Raw genomic sequence first — 19,344 nt, forward strand, 5'->3', positions numbered from 1 at the left:
CGTAGGGATTTTAAACTATTTAATTTACGATAACAAATAAAAGAATACAGCAGATTGCGTTGTTATTAAATACAGGTAGAGACTATTCTGTGCTACGTCTCTACAAGGTTTTGGATTTTATATATGTACTTCATTTATCTGAAAATTGCTGTATTTATAAAGTATTCTTTTGCCTAAAGCTACATCAATCAGATAGTGCACGATAAGAGATTTTTAGGCTAATTACCTAAACATTCCAAAATTCTGCTGCCATTGCTTCAATCGTTTTTTCTAAATCTGGCAAATAGTTCAATACGGTTGGTGTTAAGGATTTTTGGTACTGATTTTAGACATGTAGAGACGTAGCACATGCAACGTCTCTACGAGGATTTGGGGTTTAACTCAACGGTATTGGCAAATAGTTCTCAATTACATTCCAAACTATGTCGAGGTCTACACTTAGATATTCATGAGTTAATCGATTACGAAAACCAGCAATATTAGTCCATTCTGTTTCGGGGTATGCATTTTTCCAATCGCTTGGTAATTTCTGTACAGACTCACACATCACCTGAACATTTCGTGAACTACCTACATTGACCTGAGTACAGGTTCAATGTAGGCTTCCCAATTCATTGGGGACTGCCTCTACCTTCATAGATTTTTTACGTCCAGAAGATTTTGGTCTTACATCCCCTCCAAGGGCAGAAGCGCTAGTTCCTAACGCCAAGAGTCGCAATCCTTCATTTCTTATATTTACAGCAGCATTAATATCCCTATCGTGCTGTTTTTGACAGTGCGGACAATCTACAAATCTTACACCCAAGGAATCGTATCCTTTTTGTAGCGCCGGGATTGGAAGTAGAGTCTCGCTACAAAGCCTCGAAGATGGGAAGAAACGACCTATTTCTTGATAGGTGTGACCGAACCTTTCTGCTTTGTATTTGAGCATGGTTTGAAACATTCCCCATCCTTGATCGCTTATCGCTTTAGCCAGATTAGGATTCTTAACCATGTTCTTAACTGCCAAATCTTCTACACAAATGACTTGGTTTTCGTATGCCCGGAGTGCGAGATAGCTTGTGTAGAAAATCTTCTCGTACTCTAGCTATTTTACTAGAAACTTTTGCCACTAGAAGCTTCGCTTTGCGGCGATTCTTAGAGGCTTTGTCTGTCTTTTTTGCTAATTTCTTCTGTTTGCGTTTTCTATTTTTTTCTAACTTGGTTAATTGTTTTTTAGGTAGGTCATACTTTGAACCTTCTGAAGTTATAGCAAAATTATTTAAACCTAAGTCAACACCGATAGCTTCACGAACAGCAACTACAGGCTCGTTCTCTTGGTTAAAAAGAATAGAAGCATAGTATTTACCGTCTGCGTTTTTAGCAATAGTTACAGTGGTGAATTTAGCATCAGGAATTGTTTTGTGAAATCCGGTTTTCATTAAGCCCAAAGAACCTGGAAACTTTATTACAGAATCTTCTGGTAATAGTTTTATGTTTTGGGGATATTGAATAGATTGTTTGCCATGTTTAGATTTAAAGTTAGGGAATTTAGTACGACCTTCAAAGAAGTTAACAAACGCGCTGGAAAGATTGAATGTCACTCGTTGCAAAACTTGACTATAAGCAAGTCCCAACCATTCGTATTCTTTTTTTAATCCAGGAAGCAATTTATCCATTGCCGCTTTGGAAAGTCCTTTCCCCGTTTCTTTGTACGCAACAGTAGTGGCATTAAGCATATAATTCCACAGCCATCGAGTATTGCCAAAACATTGAGCTAAATAGGTTTCTTGCTCATCAGTCGGATAAATTCTAACTTTAATTGCTCTATACATGGTGAGACCACTTGGCGGTTGCCTGTACCGTCCCGCCAAAGTGGCGAACCCGAAGGGCATCGACCTTACCGTGTTTATTTTTTCATGGTAACAGATATTTTGATGTTTGTGTAAGAAAGAGAAAATATTTTGTTCGTTTCGTCGCCGTAGCCTTTCCTGTTTTCGCTGCGCTCAAATATGGTCAGACTACACTCCTCAACTCACGCGCATTCATCACAACACGCTCATGGAGTACCATTTCAGTGTGAGCCTTCTGCTGTCCAAGGTAAAACTGCATCTTGAGTTTTAATATCGTTAAAAAATACTTCTTTTCCTTCCTGTGTATAATGCCTTATTTCCCAACAAGCTTAACCAAACCTATACCCCCGAAATAAAGTCCCAAGACAGCACCGGCTAAAAGACTTTGGGTAAAGGGATCTGTAGAAGGTGTGAGAATAGCTCCTAAAACCACCGATCCAATAATTACATAACGCCAACCAGAAAGCATTTTTTGAGAAGAAACAATTCCTAAAGCACCTAGCAACAGTTGAATGACGGGAATTTGAAATGCTAACCCGACGCTAAATAACAACAACAACACAAATTCAAAATATTTGTCAATCGACCACAATTGCTCGACTACATCTGCTCCGTAGCTGATGAAGAAGTTCAAAGCGGCTGGAATTAGCAGTATATAAGCAAACAGTAACCCGCCGGCAAATAAAACGCTTGAACCCAACATCACGGGTATAAGCAAGCGTCGTTCACGTCTGGTCAATCCTGGGAGTATGAACTGGATAATTTGGTAAAGTACAAAAGGACTGGCAAGCACCAAACCACTGTAACCGGCAACTTTCACCGAGATAAAGAAATATTCTCCGGGAGCGAGTTGGATAAATTTGACTCCGTGTGCTGGTATTTCCAACAGCTGGACAATCGGCTTGACGGCAACAAAGCAGCCAATAACACCAACTGCGACACCAATCAAGGCATAAAAAATCCGCTGTCGTAACTCCTCTAGGTGGTCGAAAATCGACATTTCGACCTCACCAGGCAATTCATCGAGAGGATTTGATTCTGGGTTGCCGTATCCTTCGAGGTCGATATCTGGGTCAGTTGAAGTGTCTACGTCTTGTGAAGGAGTCATGAGTTGAAACAGTAGGCATCATTTGTTAACTATTTTATCTGGGGTGGCGGCTACTACGATATTTTTTTTGGTGCGATCGCTCTTTTCGTCCGGTTGGATTCAAGCTTAATATGAATATGTGACTAGGAAGTTATATTTTAGGCGTTGCCTACCCTAATAATCAGGGCGGAACTGATAATTATATATCACGTATCCAAAAAAAAGCATTAGTAAGTTTAAATGTATTAAAAATAAACATAATATAATGCTCAGTTCTTAAACTCCGGTTTATCAAGGTGCTATCTACAGTAACACAATCGGAAATTATTAACTGAGGTTTCTATGAGTAGGACAATTTTTATTGCTTTGATGGTATCATTACCTGTTTTTTTAGGTAATGTAACTTATAGCTTGGCTGCTAATCGTGACGTGTCGATATTACCAAATAACTTTTGGAGCAAAACTGATTTAATTCCTAGCAACTTCAAAGAGTTAATACATATAGTGCCGTTTCAACTATCAGCTAGAGATGACCAAACAGAAGATTGTCTTCGGGCAGGAGACTGTAAATATTGATAGGTAAGGGTGTTAGTTGTTAGTTGTTGAGTAGATGGGCATTAAATAAACGCTTCTTAACGTAGTAACGGCTACCCTTCGGGAAAGCTCCGCTAACAGCCGTTAAAATACTTGCTTTGAGCGGTAAACCGCTCACTACGAAGAGCGGAGAGTATTTTACATTTAATTTCGCCCACTTAAGTAAGTCGGCGCTAATATTTCAACCTATGTTAATAAATTTAGAGGAATACTTGTAAATTGTAATCAATATAACCTTTTTCTCTAGTGGATATTTTTAGAATTTCTAGGAGAATATTTTTCTCTGGCTAAATTATTTAAGCTGAAGCTTATCCCAGTATTCTTACTTAAGAAGTCTCTCGTAAAAGTGTTGCCATTTGATAAATTTATCGGAAAAATCATCCGGAAGAATGTCAATATAGTTTGTATTTTGATACGGGTATTCGTAGATTAGGCAAGAATTACTACTCAGCAGATATAAATATAATTAGTTATCCAGACGTTTTTGCAATCCCCGTCTTTCCCTAAGTGAAATGGATTAGTTATGCTCCTAGATTTAGAAAGATTTTATCAAGCGTGCAATCCGAGCAGACCTCTAATGATGGGAAATGCTGCCGATCGCCGATATTATATTGATTTTGCTTCAGTGCGGGGTGGTAAAATCATTGAAGCTTTACAGCGTACCATTACGCGGATATCACCGGATGTCCCAACCTGTCAGCTATTTACAGGTCATCTCGGCTGTGGAAAGTCAACGGAGTTGTTGCGACTGCAAGCTGAGTTAGAAGAGCAAAAGTTTCATGTGGTTTATTTTGAGTCTACTCATGTCCTAGAAATGGCAGATGTAGATGTAACTGATATTTTACTAGCGATCGCAGGTCAGGTGAGTGAAAGCTTGGAAGCAATCAAAATCCGCATCAAACCTAGCTATTTTGCTAAGTTGTTTACGGAAGTTATAGATTTCATGCAAACACCAATTGACTTAGAGTATGAAGCTGAATTGTCTGTTGGTATTGGGAAAATTACCGCGAAAACCAAAGAAAGTCCGCAATTACGGCGCCGTTTACGCGATTATCTCGAACCTCGCACAGGAAATATTTTACAGTCAATTAATAAAGAACTGTTAGAGCGTGCGAACACCGAATTGAAAGCTTTAGGTAAAAAAGGATTAGTTGTCATTGTCGATAATTTGGACAGAGTGGCAATTAGACCTTTACCATCTGGGCGATCGCTGCCAGAATATTTATTTATCCAGCGGGGTGAGCAGTTACGTAAACTCAACTGTCATGTAGTTTACACTATTCCTTTAGCTTTAACTTTCTCTAACGATAGCGCTGAACTACAGCAACGTTTAGGTGGTGGTGTCGCACCTAAAGTGTTGCCAATGATACCCGTGCGTTCGCGTTCTGGGGAGGTTTACACTCCCGGACTAACTTTGATGCGTCAAATGGTTTTAGCTAGAGCTTTTCCTGATATTCACTCAGAACAAAGGTTAAACTTAATAACAGAGGTGTTTGACAGTGCGGAAACTTTAGATCGGTTGTGTCTGATCAGCGGTGGTCATGTACGCGACTTGCTAGGATTGTTGTACGACTGTTTGCGAGAAGAAGATCCACCTTTCGATCGCGACTGTGTGGAACTTGTGATTCAAAGACAGCGTGACTACCGTGCTAACCCAATCGATCCGCACGAGTGGGAATTAATTTTTCAAGTGGTGCAACAGCAGCGGGTTCGGGGTGATATTGAATATCACACTTTGTTAAGAAGTTTGTTTGTCTTTGAATACCGCGATCATCAGGGAGTTTGGTTTGCGGTCAACCCAGTTTTAGCAGAAACGCAAAAATTTCAATCATGGTTGAACGAAAACCGCAAACAAGCATCATAACAGATAACGAGCGTTCTTTTAGAAGTTTGGGGAGGGCGATCGCTCTCTCTGCCAATCAATTTTCCGTGGTTGTAGTTTGCTGCAATTATAAAGTTTTGCAACAACGAATTTTACAACGACTTGAAGAACTATTTGCCGAAGCAGATGATATTCAAAAGATAGTTTTGCCTCATAATGCCAGAAGTCTCTACACAACTCTTCATACACAACTAACAAAAAAGCAGCCTTCAGCATTGATGATTTTGGGTTTAGAGTCAGTGGAAGGACTTGATGATTTATTGCGTGCGATCAATCATATTCGCGATGAGTTTCGCAAAAGACATTCATTTACAATGGTGCTTTGGGTGAATGATGAAGTACAGCAAAAGCTATTACGTTTAGCACCAGATTTTGCCAGTTGGGCAGCGACACCAATTAGGTTTGAAATGACTTCAACTCAGTTGCTACAATTTCTGCAACAAGAAACTGATTCTCTGTTCGCTACAGTTTTAAATACTCGTGCTACACAACGTCAAAAACCGGAAGCAGATCGGCATTGTACCGTAGAGCAAGTTTGGGAGCATAGCGATGAACTTCAGTATGCAATCAAAGAGTTGCAAAATCACGGTATTTCTTTAGAACCAGAATTAAATGCTAGTTTAGAATTTGTTTTTGGTTTAGATGATTATTTAAGCGATCGCATAAATTCAGCTTTAGACCATTTCCAGGAAAGTTTCAGGTTTTGGCAAGAATTATCGGGAACCCAGAGTGAACTAAGCGATAAATTTAGAATTCCCGATTTATTCGGCTCCCAGTTAGATATCGTTAACAGCCACGCTTCACCCCTACTGCGACAAGGAGTGTTATTATTTTATATTGCTTTGTGTTGTTGTCGTTTAGCTGAACGAAATTATGCCGAAAATCGCCGTTATTGGCATTCAGCTAAATTGTATTTTCAAGAATGCTTGAATGTTTTGCTTTTAAGTGGTCGTCCGGATGTAGCAGCTCAATTTATTGGTGATTTGGCAGAAGTTTTGCAACATCTGCAAGAGTGGCAAGAATTACAAATGGTTGCTCAAAAGTCTTTGGAGTTGCATCAAACTTATGGGACGCAAATACAATTAGCTTGTGATTATGGTTTTTTAGCACAAGTTGCTGTGCAAGAACTTCGCTGGGTACAAGCGAGTCAATATGCACGAGTTAGTTTGTGGAAATTATACGAATCGAAAGATAATAGCGACTCTAATCAAGGCATATTTCCTTTACTGTTAGCGCAAAGTTATCGCTTGATTTTAGCGAAAGCACAGCGTAATTTGGGTGAAGAAAAAATCGCTTTAGAACAGTTAAAAATGGCGAGTGAGAATCTTGACGAAGCGTTAGAAACTAGCGATCATCGTTATGATGCCCATCGTTATATTCGCTTGTTACGGTCTTTGCGATCGCTTTATTTTGAAGAAGGTCGCTATTTAGAAGCTTTTACTATTCGTCAAAAACGTCGTTCTGTCGAACAGCAGTACGGTTTCCGCGCTTTTATTGGTGCAGGACGTTTGCAACCCCAAAGACAAGCGACAAACCCAGCTTTGCTCTCACCTGCTTACGGTAGCAGCGTCGCGTTAGAAATCGCCGCTTCTGGTCGCGAAGGTGATATAAATAACTTAATTGGCAGAATTAGCCGTGCTGACCAAAAGCTGACGGTGATTCACGGTCCCTCTGGTGTGGGTAAGAGTTCTACCGTGACTGCGGGTTTACTGCCTGCATTACAAAATCGAGCGATCGGCGATCAAATTGCCGTACCTGTGGTATTACAACTTTATGATGATTGGGTGCGAGAATTAGGAAAATCTTTATCATCAGCACAGACACTAATTAAAAAAGAAGCAGAACTTTTACCTTTTCCGGTGACACCAATTACAATTGCGGGAATTCAAGAACAATTACAAGAAAATGCTAACAACCATTTAATCACAGTTTTAATTTTCGATCAATTTGAAGAATTCTTCTTTGGATATACAGATAGAAATAAAAAGCAAGAGTTTGATATTTTTATTAGTCAAGCTTTAAATATCCCTTTTGTCAAAGTTATTCTTTCTTTGCGAGAAGATTATTTACATCGGTTATTAGAGTTTAAGCATTTATCGGCATTAGAAGCGATTAATAAAAACATTCTCGATAAAAATATTCGCTATCCTTTAAATAACTTTTCTCCCGCAGATGCCAAAATTGTAGTGCAGCGTTTAACAGAGCGATCGCACATTTATTTAGAACCTGCTTTGATTGACGCATTGATCGAAGATTTATCGGCAGAATTAGGAGAAGTTCGTCCCATTGAATTGCAAGTAGCAGGAGCGCAACTTCAAGATGAAAGAATTACCAGCTTAGAAAGATATCAGCCATATCGACCAAATCGCTTAATTGAACGATATATCAAAGAACTTATCCAAGATTGTGGTCAAGAAAATGAACGTGCAGCATTACTCGTTTTATATTTATTAACAGACGAAAATAATCAAAGACCTTTTAAAACTCGCAGTCAATTAGCACTAGAATTAGAAGAATTAGAAGATCCAGAAAAATTAGATTTGATCTTAGAAATCTTAGTGCGTTCTGGGTTAGTAGTTTTATTTCCGGATGTTCCGGAACGCTATCAACTAATTCATGATTATTTAGTATATTTGATTCGCAATTTGCAACAACACGAATCAAGTTTGCAGATTAAATTGAATCAACTACGCACAAAAGTAGAAAAAAGTCAAACAGAAATTGACCGACTTAATAGCGAACTCAGGCAGAATAAGCAACAAGCAAAATTGGTGGGTAGCAATTTACAACAAGGATTAGATTTACTCAGCGAGTTGAAAGAGTTACGCAAGCGTGAAGAAATGAGTCGGGTAGAAATTGAACAATTACAAGCAGAATTAAAGGAAAAAGAATTAAAAACTCAATTAGCAGAAAGTAAAGAAAAACAGAAACTCAGCGAAGTGCGAGTCAATTTTTATCTCAAATTTGGACTTGCGGCTTTATTCGTCGCCGTGTTAGGCTTAATCGGCTCCTTATTTACAATCGTCAATAGCGAAATTAAAACCATCAGTGCATCTTCCGAAGCGCTGTTTGCTTCCGATAAGGGTATTGATGCATTAAAAGAAGCTTTAAATGCAGGTAGAAAACTGCAAAAAGCGATTTGGGTTGATTCTGACACCACACAGCAGGTAAAAACAGCCCTCTATCAGGCAGTTAGTGAGGTAGGAGAGCGCAACCGCTTAGAAAAACACCGCTCTGGGGTAAATAGTGTCACATACAGCCCTGATGGTACAATAATCGCTTCTGGCAGCGCTGACAAAACTATTATTCTCTGGCATCCAGATGGTAGAATATTCAAAAGTTTGTCTGGACATGAAGACGTCGTTAATAGCGTTAATTTTAGTCTTGATGGAAGTGCGATCGCTTCATCTAGTCAAGATAAAACAGTGAAATTGTGGAATCTAAACCGATTACAACCAATCACTTTATCAGGACATCAGGGTGGGGTAAATAGCGCTACATTTAGCCCCGATGGGAAAATAATCGCTTCTGGAAGTAGCGATCGCACCGTCAAACTTTGGAATCGAGACGGGAAGCTGCTGAAAACTTTATTCGGGCATGAAAAACCAGTTTTAGACGTAGCTTGGTCGCCAGATGGTAAAATAATTGCTTCTGCAAGTGCTGACAAAACTATCAGACTCTGGAATTTAGACGGTAAGTTGATCGTAACATTATCAGGACACAGCGATGCAGTCAGGAGCCTCGCTTGGTCGCCAGATGGTAAAATAATCGCCTCCGGTAGTTTGGACAAAGACAGAACCATCAAACTTTGGAGTCGTGAAGGTACACCACTGCAAACTTTGTCGGGACACAGTGGAGGAATTACTGGTATTGTTTTTAGCCACAATGGAAAATTTATCGCTTCAGCCAGTAGCGACGAAACAATCAAACTCTGGACCTCTGATGGGATGCTATTAGGAACCTTGAGGGGACATAGCAATTGGGTGAATAGCGTTAGTTTTAGCCCAGACGATGGCATTATTGCTTCTGCAAGTCGAGACAAAACTATCAAGCTGTGGAATTGGGACGATTTGCGACAAGGAAACCCCAACGCGGATAATGACTGGATTACTAGTATCAGTTTTAGCCCTGACGGAAGTCTCATAGCCGGCGCGAGTGGCGACAAAACAGTTAAACTGTGGACCTCTGATGGTAAACTAATTCGCAGCTTTGTAGGGCATCAGGGTCAAGTTTGGGGTGTAAGTTTTAGTCCAGATGGAAGCGCGATCGCTTCTGCCAGCAAAGATAAAACCGTGAAAATATGGAGAATGAACGGTAAACTTATTAACACCTTAAAAGGACATGACGATGCGGTATTAGGCGTAGCTTGGTCGCCAGATGGTAAAATTATCGCTTCAGCGAGTAAAGATAGAACCGTCAAACTTTGGGGTGTGGATGGTAAACTCTTAAACACCTTAAAAGGACATAACAACGTAGTCAACTGGGTAAGTTTTAGCCCCGATGGTCAACTTTTAGCATCAGCTAGTGATGATAAAACAGTTAAGTTGTGGAACCGAGATGGTGTTTTAGTTAACACCTTAGAAGGACATGATAACGTAGTCAACTGGGTGACTTTTAGCCCCGATGGTCAACTTTTAGCCTCAGCTAGTGATGATAACACAGTGAGGCTGTGGCAGCTGGATGGTACACCAATCAAAATTATTGAAGGATCTGGGGATTCTTTCAAAAGCGTTAGTTTTAGCGCTGACAGCAAGACTTTGGCAGCAGCTAGCGATGATAATATCAAACTTTGGAATCGAAACGGTAGTTTAGCGATCGTTTTGAAAGCCCGTAAAGATAAGTTTACCAGTGTTAGTTTCAGTTCAAAGGACAGACTGCTAGCTAGTGGTAGTAACAAAGGTAACTTGATTCTCCAAAACTTGACTTCGACAAAACTAGAGAATTTACTGTCACAAAGTTGTTATTTGCTACATGATTATTTAAATACTAACCCGAAAGTGACAAAAAGCGATCGCGCTTTGTGTCATCTGAGGTGAGGAAGTGGAAAAGTGGGTCAGCGACCAATACGGTTCGGTTAAGAATATTTGTGAACCCAAAACCCTTGTAGAGACGAAGCGCAACGTCTCTACATACGTTAACCGAACCGTATTGGGTCAGCGACGACTTAATACAATCAGAATTTTGCCAACAGACATCGACCTAATTTAAATTTGCGTTATCCAAACCCCAAGAGACGTTGCATGTGCTACGTCTCTACATCTTTTCCAACAATTGTTAAGTAAGAATAAATACGCAAACAGATTCGTCAAAATATTCGGAATTATTTGTTACCCTGTTGTATAAGATACCGTTGGCTATTTACTTCGGCTTATTAATTGAGCCTAAAAGTCTTGCTGCATATTGATTGCGTTCTTTTTTCAGTCCCCATAAGTGACACGTAAGTATAGATAAGGCACACGGAATTATGAGCGATTTGATAATCTACGATGAACACAGACAACCACGCAAGCTGGGAGATAAAGTAGGTGGTGGTGGACAAGGTAATATATATGCGCTAGCAGAAAATCCAAATATTGTAGTCAAAATATTTAATCAGGAGAAGTTGAAAGAAAGGGGACATGAACTAAGAGAAAAAGTTTTCGTTCAGATTCGTGTATTAGAAGACCTGATTAAGAGTCCTTATGTGACTTGGCCACAAATAGAAATTTTTAACAGGAACGATCAGTGGATGGGCTATGCCATGAAAAGGGCTAAAGGAATACCACTGAGTAACTTAGCGCATCCAATGCTTTATTTAAAATACTTTCCAAATATAGATAGAAAAGGCATTGTGCAAATATTGTTACATCTTTTAGATACAATTGATATTTTGCACAAAAAAGAAATCTACCTTGGGGACATTAACTTAAGTAATTTTCTTGCAGACCCTTCTACCTTTAAAGTTTATCTGATTGATACAGACAGCTATCAAGTCAAAAATGCTAAGACTTCCCAAATCTATCCATGTCCTGTAGGTAGACCAGAAATGACACCCGTTGAACATCATGGTCAAGATTTTGGGCAGGTTGTTAGAACACTTGAAAGTGACTTATTTTCGTTGGCAATTTTAATGTTTCAATGTTTGATGTTGGGACAACATCCTTATAGTCAAGTAGGTGGTGGAAATCCGGTAGAAAATTTGCGAAAAGGTAATTTTCCATACGGAAGAGGAAATGCAAGACCAGGAGAGACGGGTGCTCTACCACCAGGTCCCTGGTATATTATTTGGAGCCATTTAACATTTAACGTTAAAAGCCTGTTTATTAGAACACTAAAGGACGGTGTTGGCAATCCATCAAGTCGAGCATCTTTAGCAGAATGGCAAGATGCTTTGCAAAAATATTACTTTGCTATGCACAGAGACTTTAACACTTCGGAAATCAGACCAGCAGAACCAAAACCCAGCCGAGATAGTGAAGAGAGGACTATTTAATCCTCTTGTTTAACCATCTATTTTTTGAAGTATTTTGTTAAAAATGAGTTGACTTGGAGATAGCAATATGAAGATGTATCAAAATCAAAATAACCCATATGGTGATTTAATTGAAAACCCAACACCTCGCTGTGCATGTATGCTGGTTTTGGATGTTAGTGGTAGTATGTCAGGCGATCCAATTAGTTTACTCAGTAAAGGTGTAAATCAGTTTATTCAAGAAGTCTGTCAAGATGATTTTGCACGCTTTGCTGTGGAAGTAGGAATAATTACTTTTGGCAGTACTGTGGATGAAGTTACCCCTATCCAATCGATTTTAGGAATTACTACACCTACATTTTCTGCGATGGGAAGGACACCGATGGGTGAAGCAGTTTCGAGAGCAATTGAAGTATTGGAAAACCGCAAAAAACAGTATAAAAAATATGGTGTTCCCTACTATCAACCTTGGATTATACTGATGACTGATGGTGAACCAACCGATGAATATTCTAAGGCTGCGGCTCAACTCCGCGAACTCGCTGAAGATAGTAAAATGCTGGTCTTTGGAATTGGTATTGGTGACCACTGCAACTTGAAGAAACTTGCTGAGTTTTGTCCTGCCAATCGTCCCCCCAAAAAAATAGCACAGTATCGATTCCGAGAATTCTTCCAGTGGCTTTCTCAAAGCATGGCTCAAGTAAGCGTTTCCACTCCTGGAACTGGTGTTGAATTACCATCTACTAGAGGTTGGGATAACATTCAACTTTAAAAATAAAATTAATTCTCAATTGAGCATTATTGATTGCCTACAGGTCACGAAACATCAGGGCTATTTCATTCTCATCTAGTCCGCCTCAGAATAAATTCTGAGTCTAATAGCGAAAGTCGTCTAAAGACGACTGAGAAAAGATTATAGTCCGTTTTAACGGACTTTAGCTATTAGCCCGGAACTTCAGTTCTGGGCAGTTTCTGTCTAGAACGAAATAGCCCTGACGAAATATAATCAGGCAAAACAAAATAAATGTAGGGCTTATGCCCTATATTTATTGCAATTTATTTGGAAAAAATGGAGTTTCAATTTATGACTAAAAAAACTAAAATAGCAAAAAAGGTAAAAGAAGAAAAGGGCATACGCTTAACAATTGAAGAATTTAGTGAACTGCAAAGAAAGTATCCTGATAGCATAGAAGCACTCAATCATGCCATTTCTAAAAAGTTGGAAAAAAATATCTATATTAAATTAATGGAATTGCATCATCAACAGAAAAAGTTGGGAAATGATGCAGTTCCTGATGCACTTATAAAAGAAATTAAATCTAAGAAAGAAAATAATATCTTCCAAAAAAGTAAGCAAGGGAAAAATAATGCATTAGCCCAAGAGAATGATGTGGAATCTGTGGAAGATAGGTTGCCGAATCCAGAAGAGGATGAAGCGTATAATGTGAATGTTATAGAAGATCAGAATTCAGAAGAAGATATAATCCCACAACCAGAAGAAGACGGGATGCCAGAACAAATAGAGTGGCAAGGTATTTATGCTACTACTGTTGGTCGTTCTCACCTTCAATCGCATCCACAAGTAGAATGCCAAGATGCAGCAAAAGCTGTGTCAACACCACGGGCAGCTATTTTTGTGGCAGATGGTGCTGGAAGTGCTAGATTTTCTCAATTTGGTTCTAAGGCTGTTGTTGAGGGGTTGGGTGAATTTACCAATTCAATGGAATCTATTCATCAACAGATATTAGACCAAGAACAAAGACTTAATTGTAATGAAAGTAATGAAGGTAAAGAATATGCGTATAGGTTTATAAAATCTGCAATTGAAACATTACGAGAACTTTCAAAAAATAAAGAATGTCTGGTTGATGACTTGAAGTGTACGTTATTGATGGCTGTGCTTGGCAAACATTATTTATTTTGGCTGAAAGTCGGAGATGGCTTTATTGTTGTCGAAAAGGATAACAAGCTTGAGTTACTCGGTTCTTTAGGAAAAGGAGAATTTGCCAACCAAACGACATTTCTTAGCGATCGCTTGAAAGACGAAGCTATTTATTACGGTTTTTTACCGATTCAAAATGTGACGGGTATTGCTGCATTTACAGATGGTGCAGCAGAAACTCTAGTAAGTATGGATGGTTCTAAAATAGCAGGTGCGTTAAGTAACTTTTTCGCAGAAACCAGAGGAGGCAGTTTTGATAATGACAGCTTACTTAAATTTTTAGAAGATGAAACGGTTTGGGCATCTCCGAAAGGTCTTGATGACAGAGGAATCGCTCTTTTAGCGTAGTTGAAGTAACCAAAATTGAAGCATTGCGGTTTAACTTTAGAAATCACTGCGCGACAGAAGAACTGAAACTACATTACACCCATCCCAGATTAATCCTTCAACAGTACCCAAAGGACATGTACCACTAGGAAGATGTCCTTTTGGGGCTTGTTCGCTAAAGTTTAATTCTCCCCAGTACAACCATTTTCCTTCTTTTTTCCATCCCAGGCGATCGCCCAGCATATCGTACTTCTTGCTAACTTGCAGATAAATGCTTTTTTGAACGCTAAAACCAAAGCGTCCTCCACTATTTTTAACCCAAAGTTGATTAATTGTGTCTAAAACTTTAGTTGGTAATCTTTTGATATCATCCTCAGACAGGTAGCCGAACAATTCTTTGCCAGAAGCCCTGAGCATGACTTTAGCTGTTTCTTTGTCAGCTTCTTTCCAATTTTTCGCTGCTAGTAAGTCGCGCAGTTTAGTATATTTGTTGCTTACCTGTTCGGAATCTAGATTATCTTGAGTTGGATTCTGTCTTGGAGGCTGAGGTGGCTGCCATGATACAGAGTTGGTCGGATGTTTTATCGTCGGTACGTTTGGTAAAGGTTTATTTGCACCTATATTTTTGTTTCCAGGTGATGGATTAGAAACTGGTTGTGTCTTGTTCGGCTTCGTTGGTTGAGGAATTTGAGGTGAATTAACTTGTGTAGTACCTCCAATTGTTGGTTTTGGCAGCTGATTGGTAATCGGTGGAGTTGGTAAAGAATCTAAAATTCGTTTCTCAATTTGTTCAACATCTTCGTCCCTGAGGTTCTTAACTTGCTGCAAATCCTTCAGCATTTGACGATTTTGTTGACTTAGTGGATAACCCTGTTTGATCGCTTCTGCAAAAACTTTTCCATAACTATTTAATTTGTTTTTTCGCAAGCAGTAAGGTGTCAAAACTTCAGTTTCAATTGCCTTGGCATCCTCCTTTGTCAAATTTAGACTGTTCCGTAAATCGTTTAGATAAATGCGGTGAAAATTATCAGTAATGTTTCCCTCATAAATGCGGTTAAAGGAAGTAAACTTGCGCTCCTCTTGACGAGCAATTTCCTCAACTTTTTTACGGTATTTCAGTTTCGGGTCATCCTTAGGAGACTTAGCCAAAACAATTTTATGACCTCCTCTGCCATTATCAAACAGAGGATTCATTTTGGGCGAGGTTTCTTGTACCTTCTTTTTGGTATATTCATACAACTCATCTACCGAAATATTGCCATCATTATTTAAATCTCCTACTCCCGTTTTGATGCCTTCAACTAAATAACGGGTGTAAATTGATAGTTCAGAAGCTTCTGGGGCATAGGAATACTCAAGAGTATCACTAGATGTGAGAACTGCCCATAACTTATTGCCTAATATTAATCCTTTTGCCAAAAAAGCTCCACTAAAGCAACAGTCCAAAATTACTACCTGTTGCCTGGATGAACAATCGTTCATTTTTTGCTTGATAGAACTGGTGTCGATGGCAGTATGAGCTAGCACTCTTTTATTCTGGTCTGTGCGGGTAGTAGGTGTGGCAATGTAGAGATTACCCTTTTCATCCTTTGCACCATGACCGGAGAAGTACAACAGCACCAAGTCATCCGAATTACGGTTGGCAAAAAGGCTGTATATAGCATCCTCCATCTTGTCTTTGTTCGGATTCAATAATAGGGTGATATCAGCTTCAGCAAACCCTCCCATGTCTGGATGCTGTAATACTTGCTTTATTGCCCTCGCATCCTTGGTAGCACTAGGCAAGGCTGATAGCCCTTGTTGATAATTGCTGACCCCAACCAGTAATGCTACCTTCTTCGCCATGTGTTGCTCCTTATTCTCCCACAAATTCCTGAGCGGCTTTTATCGCTGCATTCAATTCAACTGTGCTACTAGCTTTGACCTTGAGAGTTTTACCATTAGCCGTGACTTCCATTTCAATGATTTTCCCTAGTAAGCGATCGCTCAAAAACCTGAACAAAGATTTAATATTCGCTACTTTTACCTCAGCCGTCAACACCCCTAGTAAAAATCCTCCAATATCCTTTGCTCCTTTTTCGGAATTATTTACTGCTACAAGACCAGCAGATTCTACTTCAACCTCTTGTTTAATATCTTGTAGGAGATTTTCTGTTTTTTCTTGCAGTTCTGAGTCTTCCAGATACTCATCTTTTAAAAAGGCAATTTTTACTTGAATATTTGGCATGAAATTTGTCTCTCCACTGGTAGTGACTTATTTTACAGATGACTGACGACTAGATGTTAATTGTTTCTTAATTTTAAGTAAGATTTTTTTGCACCCCAGACTGAGCGTCACATCCAAGCTACAACTAAATGTGTTATGGATGTTACGATAAAACCAACTATAAAATGCTTAAACATTGGAAACACCAACTTGAGGAGCGGCTTGGCAAAATGTTAACCTGTTTTCCCGCCTTTAAGAGTGTAATGGAGATTATCAATCAATGTTACTGATGCTACACAAAATTTGCTGTCTATGGATTGCTAGAAAGGTATAAGGATAGTACTTGACATTTTTTAGTAGTTACTATGGTACTTTTACTTAGACTATAAATATAATAACAAACTCTTGTGGCAACACTATGGGCTGAATTAATAGCACTCAACATTGGGTCATGCCAATGTTGCCACTACCAGTAGATATTACACGCCAGACCGAATGATTCATCAGCCTTTACTTGCCTATTTAGGAGGCATTTGCAATGAGCATTCCACTTGTAGATCAACCCACACAAGAAAAACTCGTAACACTAAGAGATGTTTCTTGGGAGCAGTTCAAAGGTATTGAGGCACAGCTAAAAGACAACCGTGATGTCCGAATGTCTTATTTATCAGGAATTTTAGAAATTATGTCACCCATTGGAGATAAACATGAAAAAGTGAAAAGCACCCTTGGGTTGTTACTAGAAGCTTTCATGAGAGAAAAAGGCATTCGGTTTTATAAACGCGGTGGTTTCACTCTGGAAGAACCGGGCTATGCTTCTGGTACACCTGATGAGTCTTATTGTATCAGCACTGATAAAGAAACCCCAGACATTGTTATTGAAATTATTGTCACCAGTGGCATCATCAACAGAAAGGAATTATATAAACCCAAGAGAGCAAGCAGAAATCTCAATGCAAAAGCTAATCGGCTATTGCTTGAACCCAGACCATCCCAGTGGGAAGCACAAAGCTAGAGTTTTTGCCTCAGTTTTAGGAATCACAAAAGTTTACCAAGTGGACAAGTAGGAACGATTCTAGAAGTGTATGATCAAGGAGAAGAATGTTATTATTTAGTCGAATTTGCTGACACTCAAGGGCGTGAATATGCAATGGCTACCTTGACAGCAAATGAACTCTTAGTTTTGCATTATGAATTGGCAATTGCCTAAGTACAGCTTTGCGTAAAAATGAGCGCGTTTTTAAACGCAGAGGAACACAGAGTCTTGCAGAAAGTCCGAAATGGGTAAGTTTTAGCAGGGTACGAAGCGGAAACGGCAAGACAAGAAAGAGAAATTTCCCCCTTGTCCCCCACTCAGACACTCCCCTACCTACGGTGTTCACACAAGTCATCATGGCAGAACACAGAAATTTCAAAAGTCGAACTCAGGTTTGGGATACAATTTGTTTTATTTTGGGTCATGCTTTAAACTGCTGGAATACTTGTGCAATATACATTTTGGCAGTTTTTGATCCCTCTTTTCTCACAAAGGATGGGAATCATGGGGGTGAGACGCTCTATTCGATTCTCAATTTTTTTCGAGGTCTAGTCATAATAATAGAACTAATCAGTATCGCAATCAGTAGAGACCAAGTGGTGACATAGCTGCCCGTTATATCCCGCAACCACCCAAGCAACGGTGGACTTAGTATTACTGCTACTTGATTAATTGCCATTGCTAGACCCAGTGCAAATCCTGTTCTTTCAGGAGGTGCTAATTCGCTAACATAGGCTACCCACGGTCCATACCAACCAAACCCAAAAAAACCAAGCCAAGCTGCAAGAATAAATAATATTACTAATGATTTTGTCGCCAATATTAAAAGCATAATAAGACCCAAAATAAGTGCACCCATGCTAGTCAGGATTGGAAAATATCGTCCATGTTTACTCTGGTCGCTCCACGCTGCCAGAGTTATACGTCCAACCACACCTGCACATTGAGCAACAAAAAGTATATTGGCACTGTTCTCGAAGGATACATTGAACCTGTCATGCATATAAAGCACTAGAAAAATGACTATACCATATTGCGCCGTTATCAAAGTTATCCCAGACCACAGTATGTTTCGCATACTGGGATGGCTTAACAGAGATAGTCGATTATGCAAGGCAGCTTTAATTGATACTGCCCTTGGGTTCTGTGTATTAACAATTGGTGCCCTGTAAACAATGATAAATAAGATACCACCAATGAACGCAACACCAGAACCCACAAGGAAAGCCGCACGCCAACCATAATTTGCCGCTACTAGTGGTAGACTTGCCGCTGCGATCGCACCACCCAGAGGTAGACCAGCTTGACGAATACCCATCGCAAATCCGCGTTGCGACTTCGAGAACCATTCCGACACCGACTTGCTTCCACCCGGTTGTGCAGTGCTATAGCCTATGCCTACGATCACAAGCCAGGCAAGAAGCTCTCTGTAATTCGTAGCATAGGATGAACCAAAAAGAGCAGCAGCAACGATCAATGACCCAACCCCAACGATCAGTCGTTCGTTAAAGCGGTCAAGCAGTTCGCCAGCAACTAGCAATCCTATAACTGGGAAAAGTTGTGCGGCTGAAACGAGTAACCCAATCTCAAAAGCGTTCAATCTTAGTGCCTCTTGCATATAGCCTGCAAAAGCACCAAGTCCCTGAACCAGAAAGCACGCGGTCGCTTGTGCAACAGTCGCAACGGTAAGCACAACCCAACGAAAATTGGGATTATGTGATTTTACTAATTTCATCTTCGGGTTCGGTATTTCAATACTCGCACATTCAGCTTTATACCGTCAGTAAATCAAAAATTGGGTGATGCTAAGTAATCAGAACTTACGCCAAAGTATGAAAAAAAAACAACCGCAGAGGATGCAGCAGAAAATCCGAAATGCGTAAGTCCTAGCAGGGTACGAAGCGGAAACGGCAAGACAAGAAAGAGAAATTTCCTCCTTGTCCCCCTTGTCCCCCCTGTCCCCCTTGTCCCTCTCATCCCCCCTGTC

The 19,344-nt window shown here is 39.7% G+C and carries 16 protein-coding genes and 1 pseudogene; 10 read left to right on the plus strand and 7 right to left on the minus strand.

Annotated elements, in window-relative coordinates; genetic code table 11:
• Positions 1-376: 376 nt before the first annotated feature.
• The 4 genes and pseudogenes from OGM63_RS28680 to tatC form a co-directional block, all read right to left on the minus strand.
• Positions 377-553, minus strand: a pseudogene (locus OGM63_RS28680) (HepT-like ribonuclease domain-containing protein); the annotation flags it as partial.
• 39 nt (positions 554-592) lie between these two features.
• Positions 593-994 (minus strand): zinc ribbon domain-containing protein, encoded by a 402-nt coding sequence (locus tag OGM63_RS29675; protein ID WP_318528566.1) that lies wholly within the window; start codon positions 992-994, stop codon positions 593-595.
• 4 nt (positions 995-998) lie between these two features.
• Positions 999-1,814: an RNA-guided endonuclease InsQ/TnpB family protein gene (locus tag OGM63_RS28685; protein WP_318528567.1), complete on the minus strand. Its 816-nt coding sequence runs from the start codon at positions 1,812-1,814 to the stop codon at positions 999-1,001.
• Positions 1,815-2,145: 331 nt separating this feature from the next.
• On the minus strand, positions 2,146-2,940 hold the full coding sequence (tatC, locus tag OGM63_RS28690; protein WP_263749148.1) for a twin-arginine translocase subunit TatC: 795 nt from the start codon (positions 2,938-2,940) through the stop codon (positions 2,146-2,148).
• A 321-nt stretch (positions 2,941-3,261) separates the two neighbouring features.
• Between tatC and OGM63_RS28695 the strand changes: the two genes are divergently transcribed.
• The 7 genes from OGM63_RS28695 (at position 3,262) to OGM63_RS28725 (ending at position 14,136) form a co-directional block, all read left to right on the plus strand.
• Positions 3,262-3,495 (plus strand): hypothetical protein, encoded by a 234-nt coding sequence (locus OGM63_RS28695; protein ID WP_263749149.1) that lies wholly within the window; start codon positions 3,262-3,264, stop codon positions 3,493-3,495.
• A gap of 541 nt (positions 3,496-4,036) precedes the next feature.
• On the plus strand, positions 4,037-5,377 hold the full coding sequence (locus tag OGM63_RS28700) for a P-loop NTPase fold protein (RefSeq protein WP_263749150.1): 1,341 nt from the start codon (positions 4,037-4,039) through the stop codon (positions 5,375-5,377).
• Positions 5,344-10,431: a WD40 domain-containing protein gene (locus OGM63_RS28705; RefSeq protein WP_263749151.1), complete on the plus strand. Its 5,088-nt coding sequence runs from the start codon at positions 5,344-5,346 to the stop codon at positions 10,429-10,431. Before OGM63_RS28700 ends, OGM63_RS28705 begins: the two co-directional genes overlap by 34 nt.
• 4 nt (positions 10,432-10,435) lie before the next feature.
• The gene (locus OGM63_RS28710) at positions 10,436-10,603 is read left to right on the plus strand and encodes a hypothetical protein (protein WP_263749152.1); all 168 of its coding nucleotides are present in this window, start codon (positions 10,436-10,438) and stop codon (positions 10,601-10,603) included.
• 256 nt (positions 10,604-10,859) lie between these two features.
• Complete coding sequence (locus tag OGM63_RS28715; protein ID WP_263749153.1) at positions 10,860-11,867, plus strand: protein kinase domain-containing protein; 1,008 nt, start codon at positions 10,860-10,862, stop codon at positions 11,865-11,867.
• A gap of 67 nt (positions 11,868-11,934) precedes the next feature.
• Complete coding sequence (locus tag OGM63_RS28720; RefSeq protein ID WP_263749154.1) at positions 11,935-12,618, plus strand: vWA domain-containing protein; 684 nt, start codon at positions 11,935-11,937, stop codon at positions 12,616-12,618.
• A 312-nt stretch (positions 12,619-12,930) separates the two neighbouring features.
• Positions 12,931-14,136, plus strand: a complete 1,206-nt coding sequence (locus OGM63_RS28725) for a PP2C family serine/threonine-protein phosphatase (protein WP_263749155.1) — start codon at positions 12,931-12,933, stop codon at positions 14,134-14,136.
• Between the two features lie 36 nt (positions 14,137-14,172).
• On the opposite strand, the gene OGM63_RS28730 is transcribed toward OGM63_RS28725, so the two are convergent.
• A complete protein-coding gene (locus OGM63_RS28730) occupies positions 14,173-15,960 on the minus strand; it encodes a caspase, EACC1-associated type (RefSeq protein WP_263749156.1) in 1,788 nt (595 codons plus the stop codon).
• A gap of 10 nt (positions 15,961-15,970) precedes the next feature.
• Positions 15,971-16,342: a hypothetical protein gene (locus OGM63_RS28735; protein ID WP_263749157.1), complete on the minus strand. Its 372-nt coding sequence runs from the start codon at positions 16,340-16,342 to the stop codon at positions 15,971-15,973.
• Between the two features lie 517 nt (positions 16,343-16,859).
• Here OGM63_RS28735 and OGM63_RS28740 point away from each other — a divergent pair.
• From OGM63_RS28740 to OGM63_RS28745, 3 genes are read left to right on the plus strand one after another with little or no spacing between them, the layout of a single operon-like run.
• A complete protein-coding gene (locus OGM63_RS28740; protein ID WP_263749158.1) occupies positions 16,860-17,336 on the plus strand; it encodes a Uma2 family endonuclease in 477 nt (158 codons plus the stop codon).
• Positions 17,299-17,388 carry a hypothetical protein gene (locus OGM63_RS30005; RefSeq protein ID WP_375340535.1) on the plus strand — a complete coding sequence of 30 codons (90 nt, stop codon included), beginning with the start codon at positions 17,299-17,301 and terminating at the stop codon, positions 17,386-17,388. Before OGM63_RS28740 ends, OGM63_RS30005 begins: the two co-directional genes overlap by 38 nt.
• Before the next feature lie 14 nt (positions 17,389-17,402).
• Positions 17,403-17,531 carry a DUF4926 domain-containing protein gene (locus OGM63_RS28745; protein ID WP_263749159.1) on the plus strand — a complete coding sequence of 43 codons (129 nt, stop codon included), beginning with the start codon at positions 17,403-17,405 and terminating at the stop codon, positions 17,529-17,531.
• Positions 17,532-17,877: 346 nt separating this feature from the next.
• On the opposite strand, the gene OGM63_RS28750 is transcribed toward OGM63_RS28745, so the two are convergent.
• A complete protein-coding gene (locus OGM63_RS28750) occupies positions 17,878-19,092 on the minus strand; it encodes an MFS transporter (protein WP_263749160.1) in 1,215 nt (404 codons plus the stop codon).
• Between the last annotated feature and the right edge of the window lie 252 nt (positions 19,093-19,344).

The organism is Plectonema radiosum NIES-515, from assembly GCF_025753815.1.
GTDB classification, from domain to species: domain Bacteria; phylum Cyanobacteriota; class Cyanobacteriia; order Cyanobacteriales; family Nostocaceae; genus Hassallia; species Hassallia radiosum_A.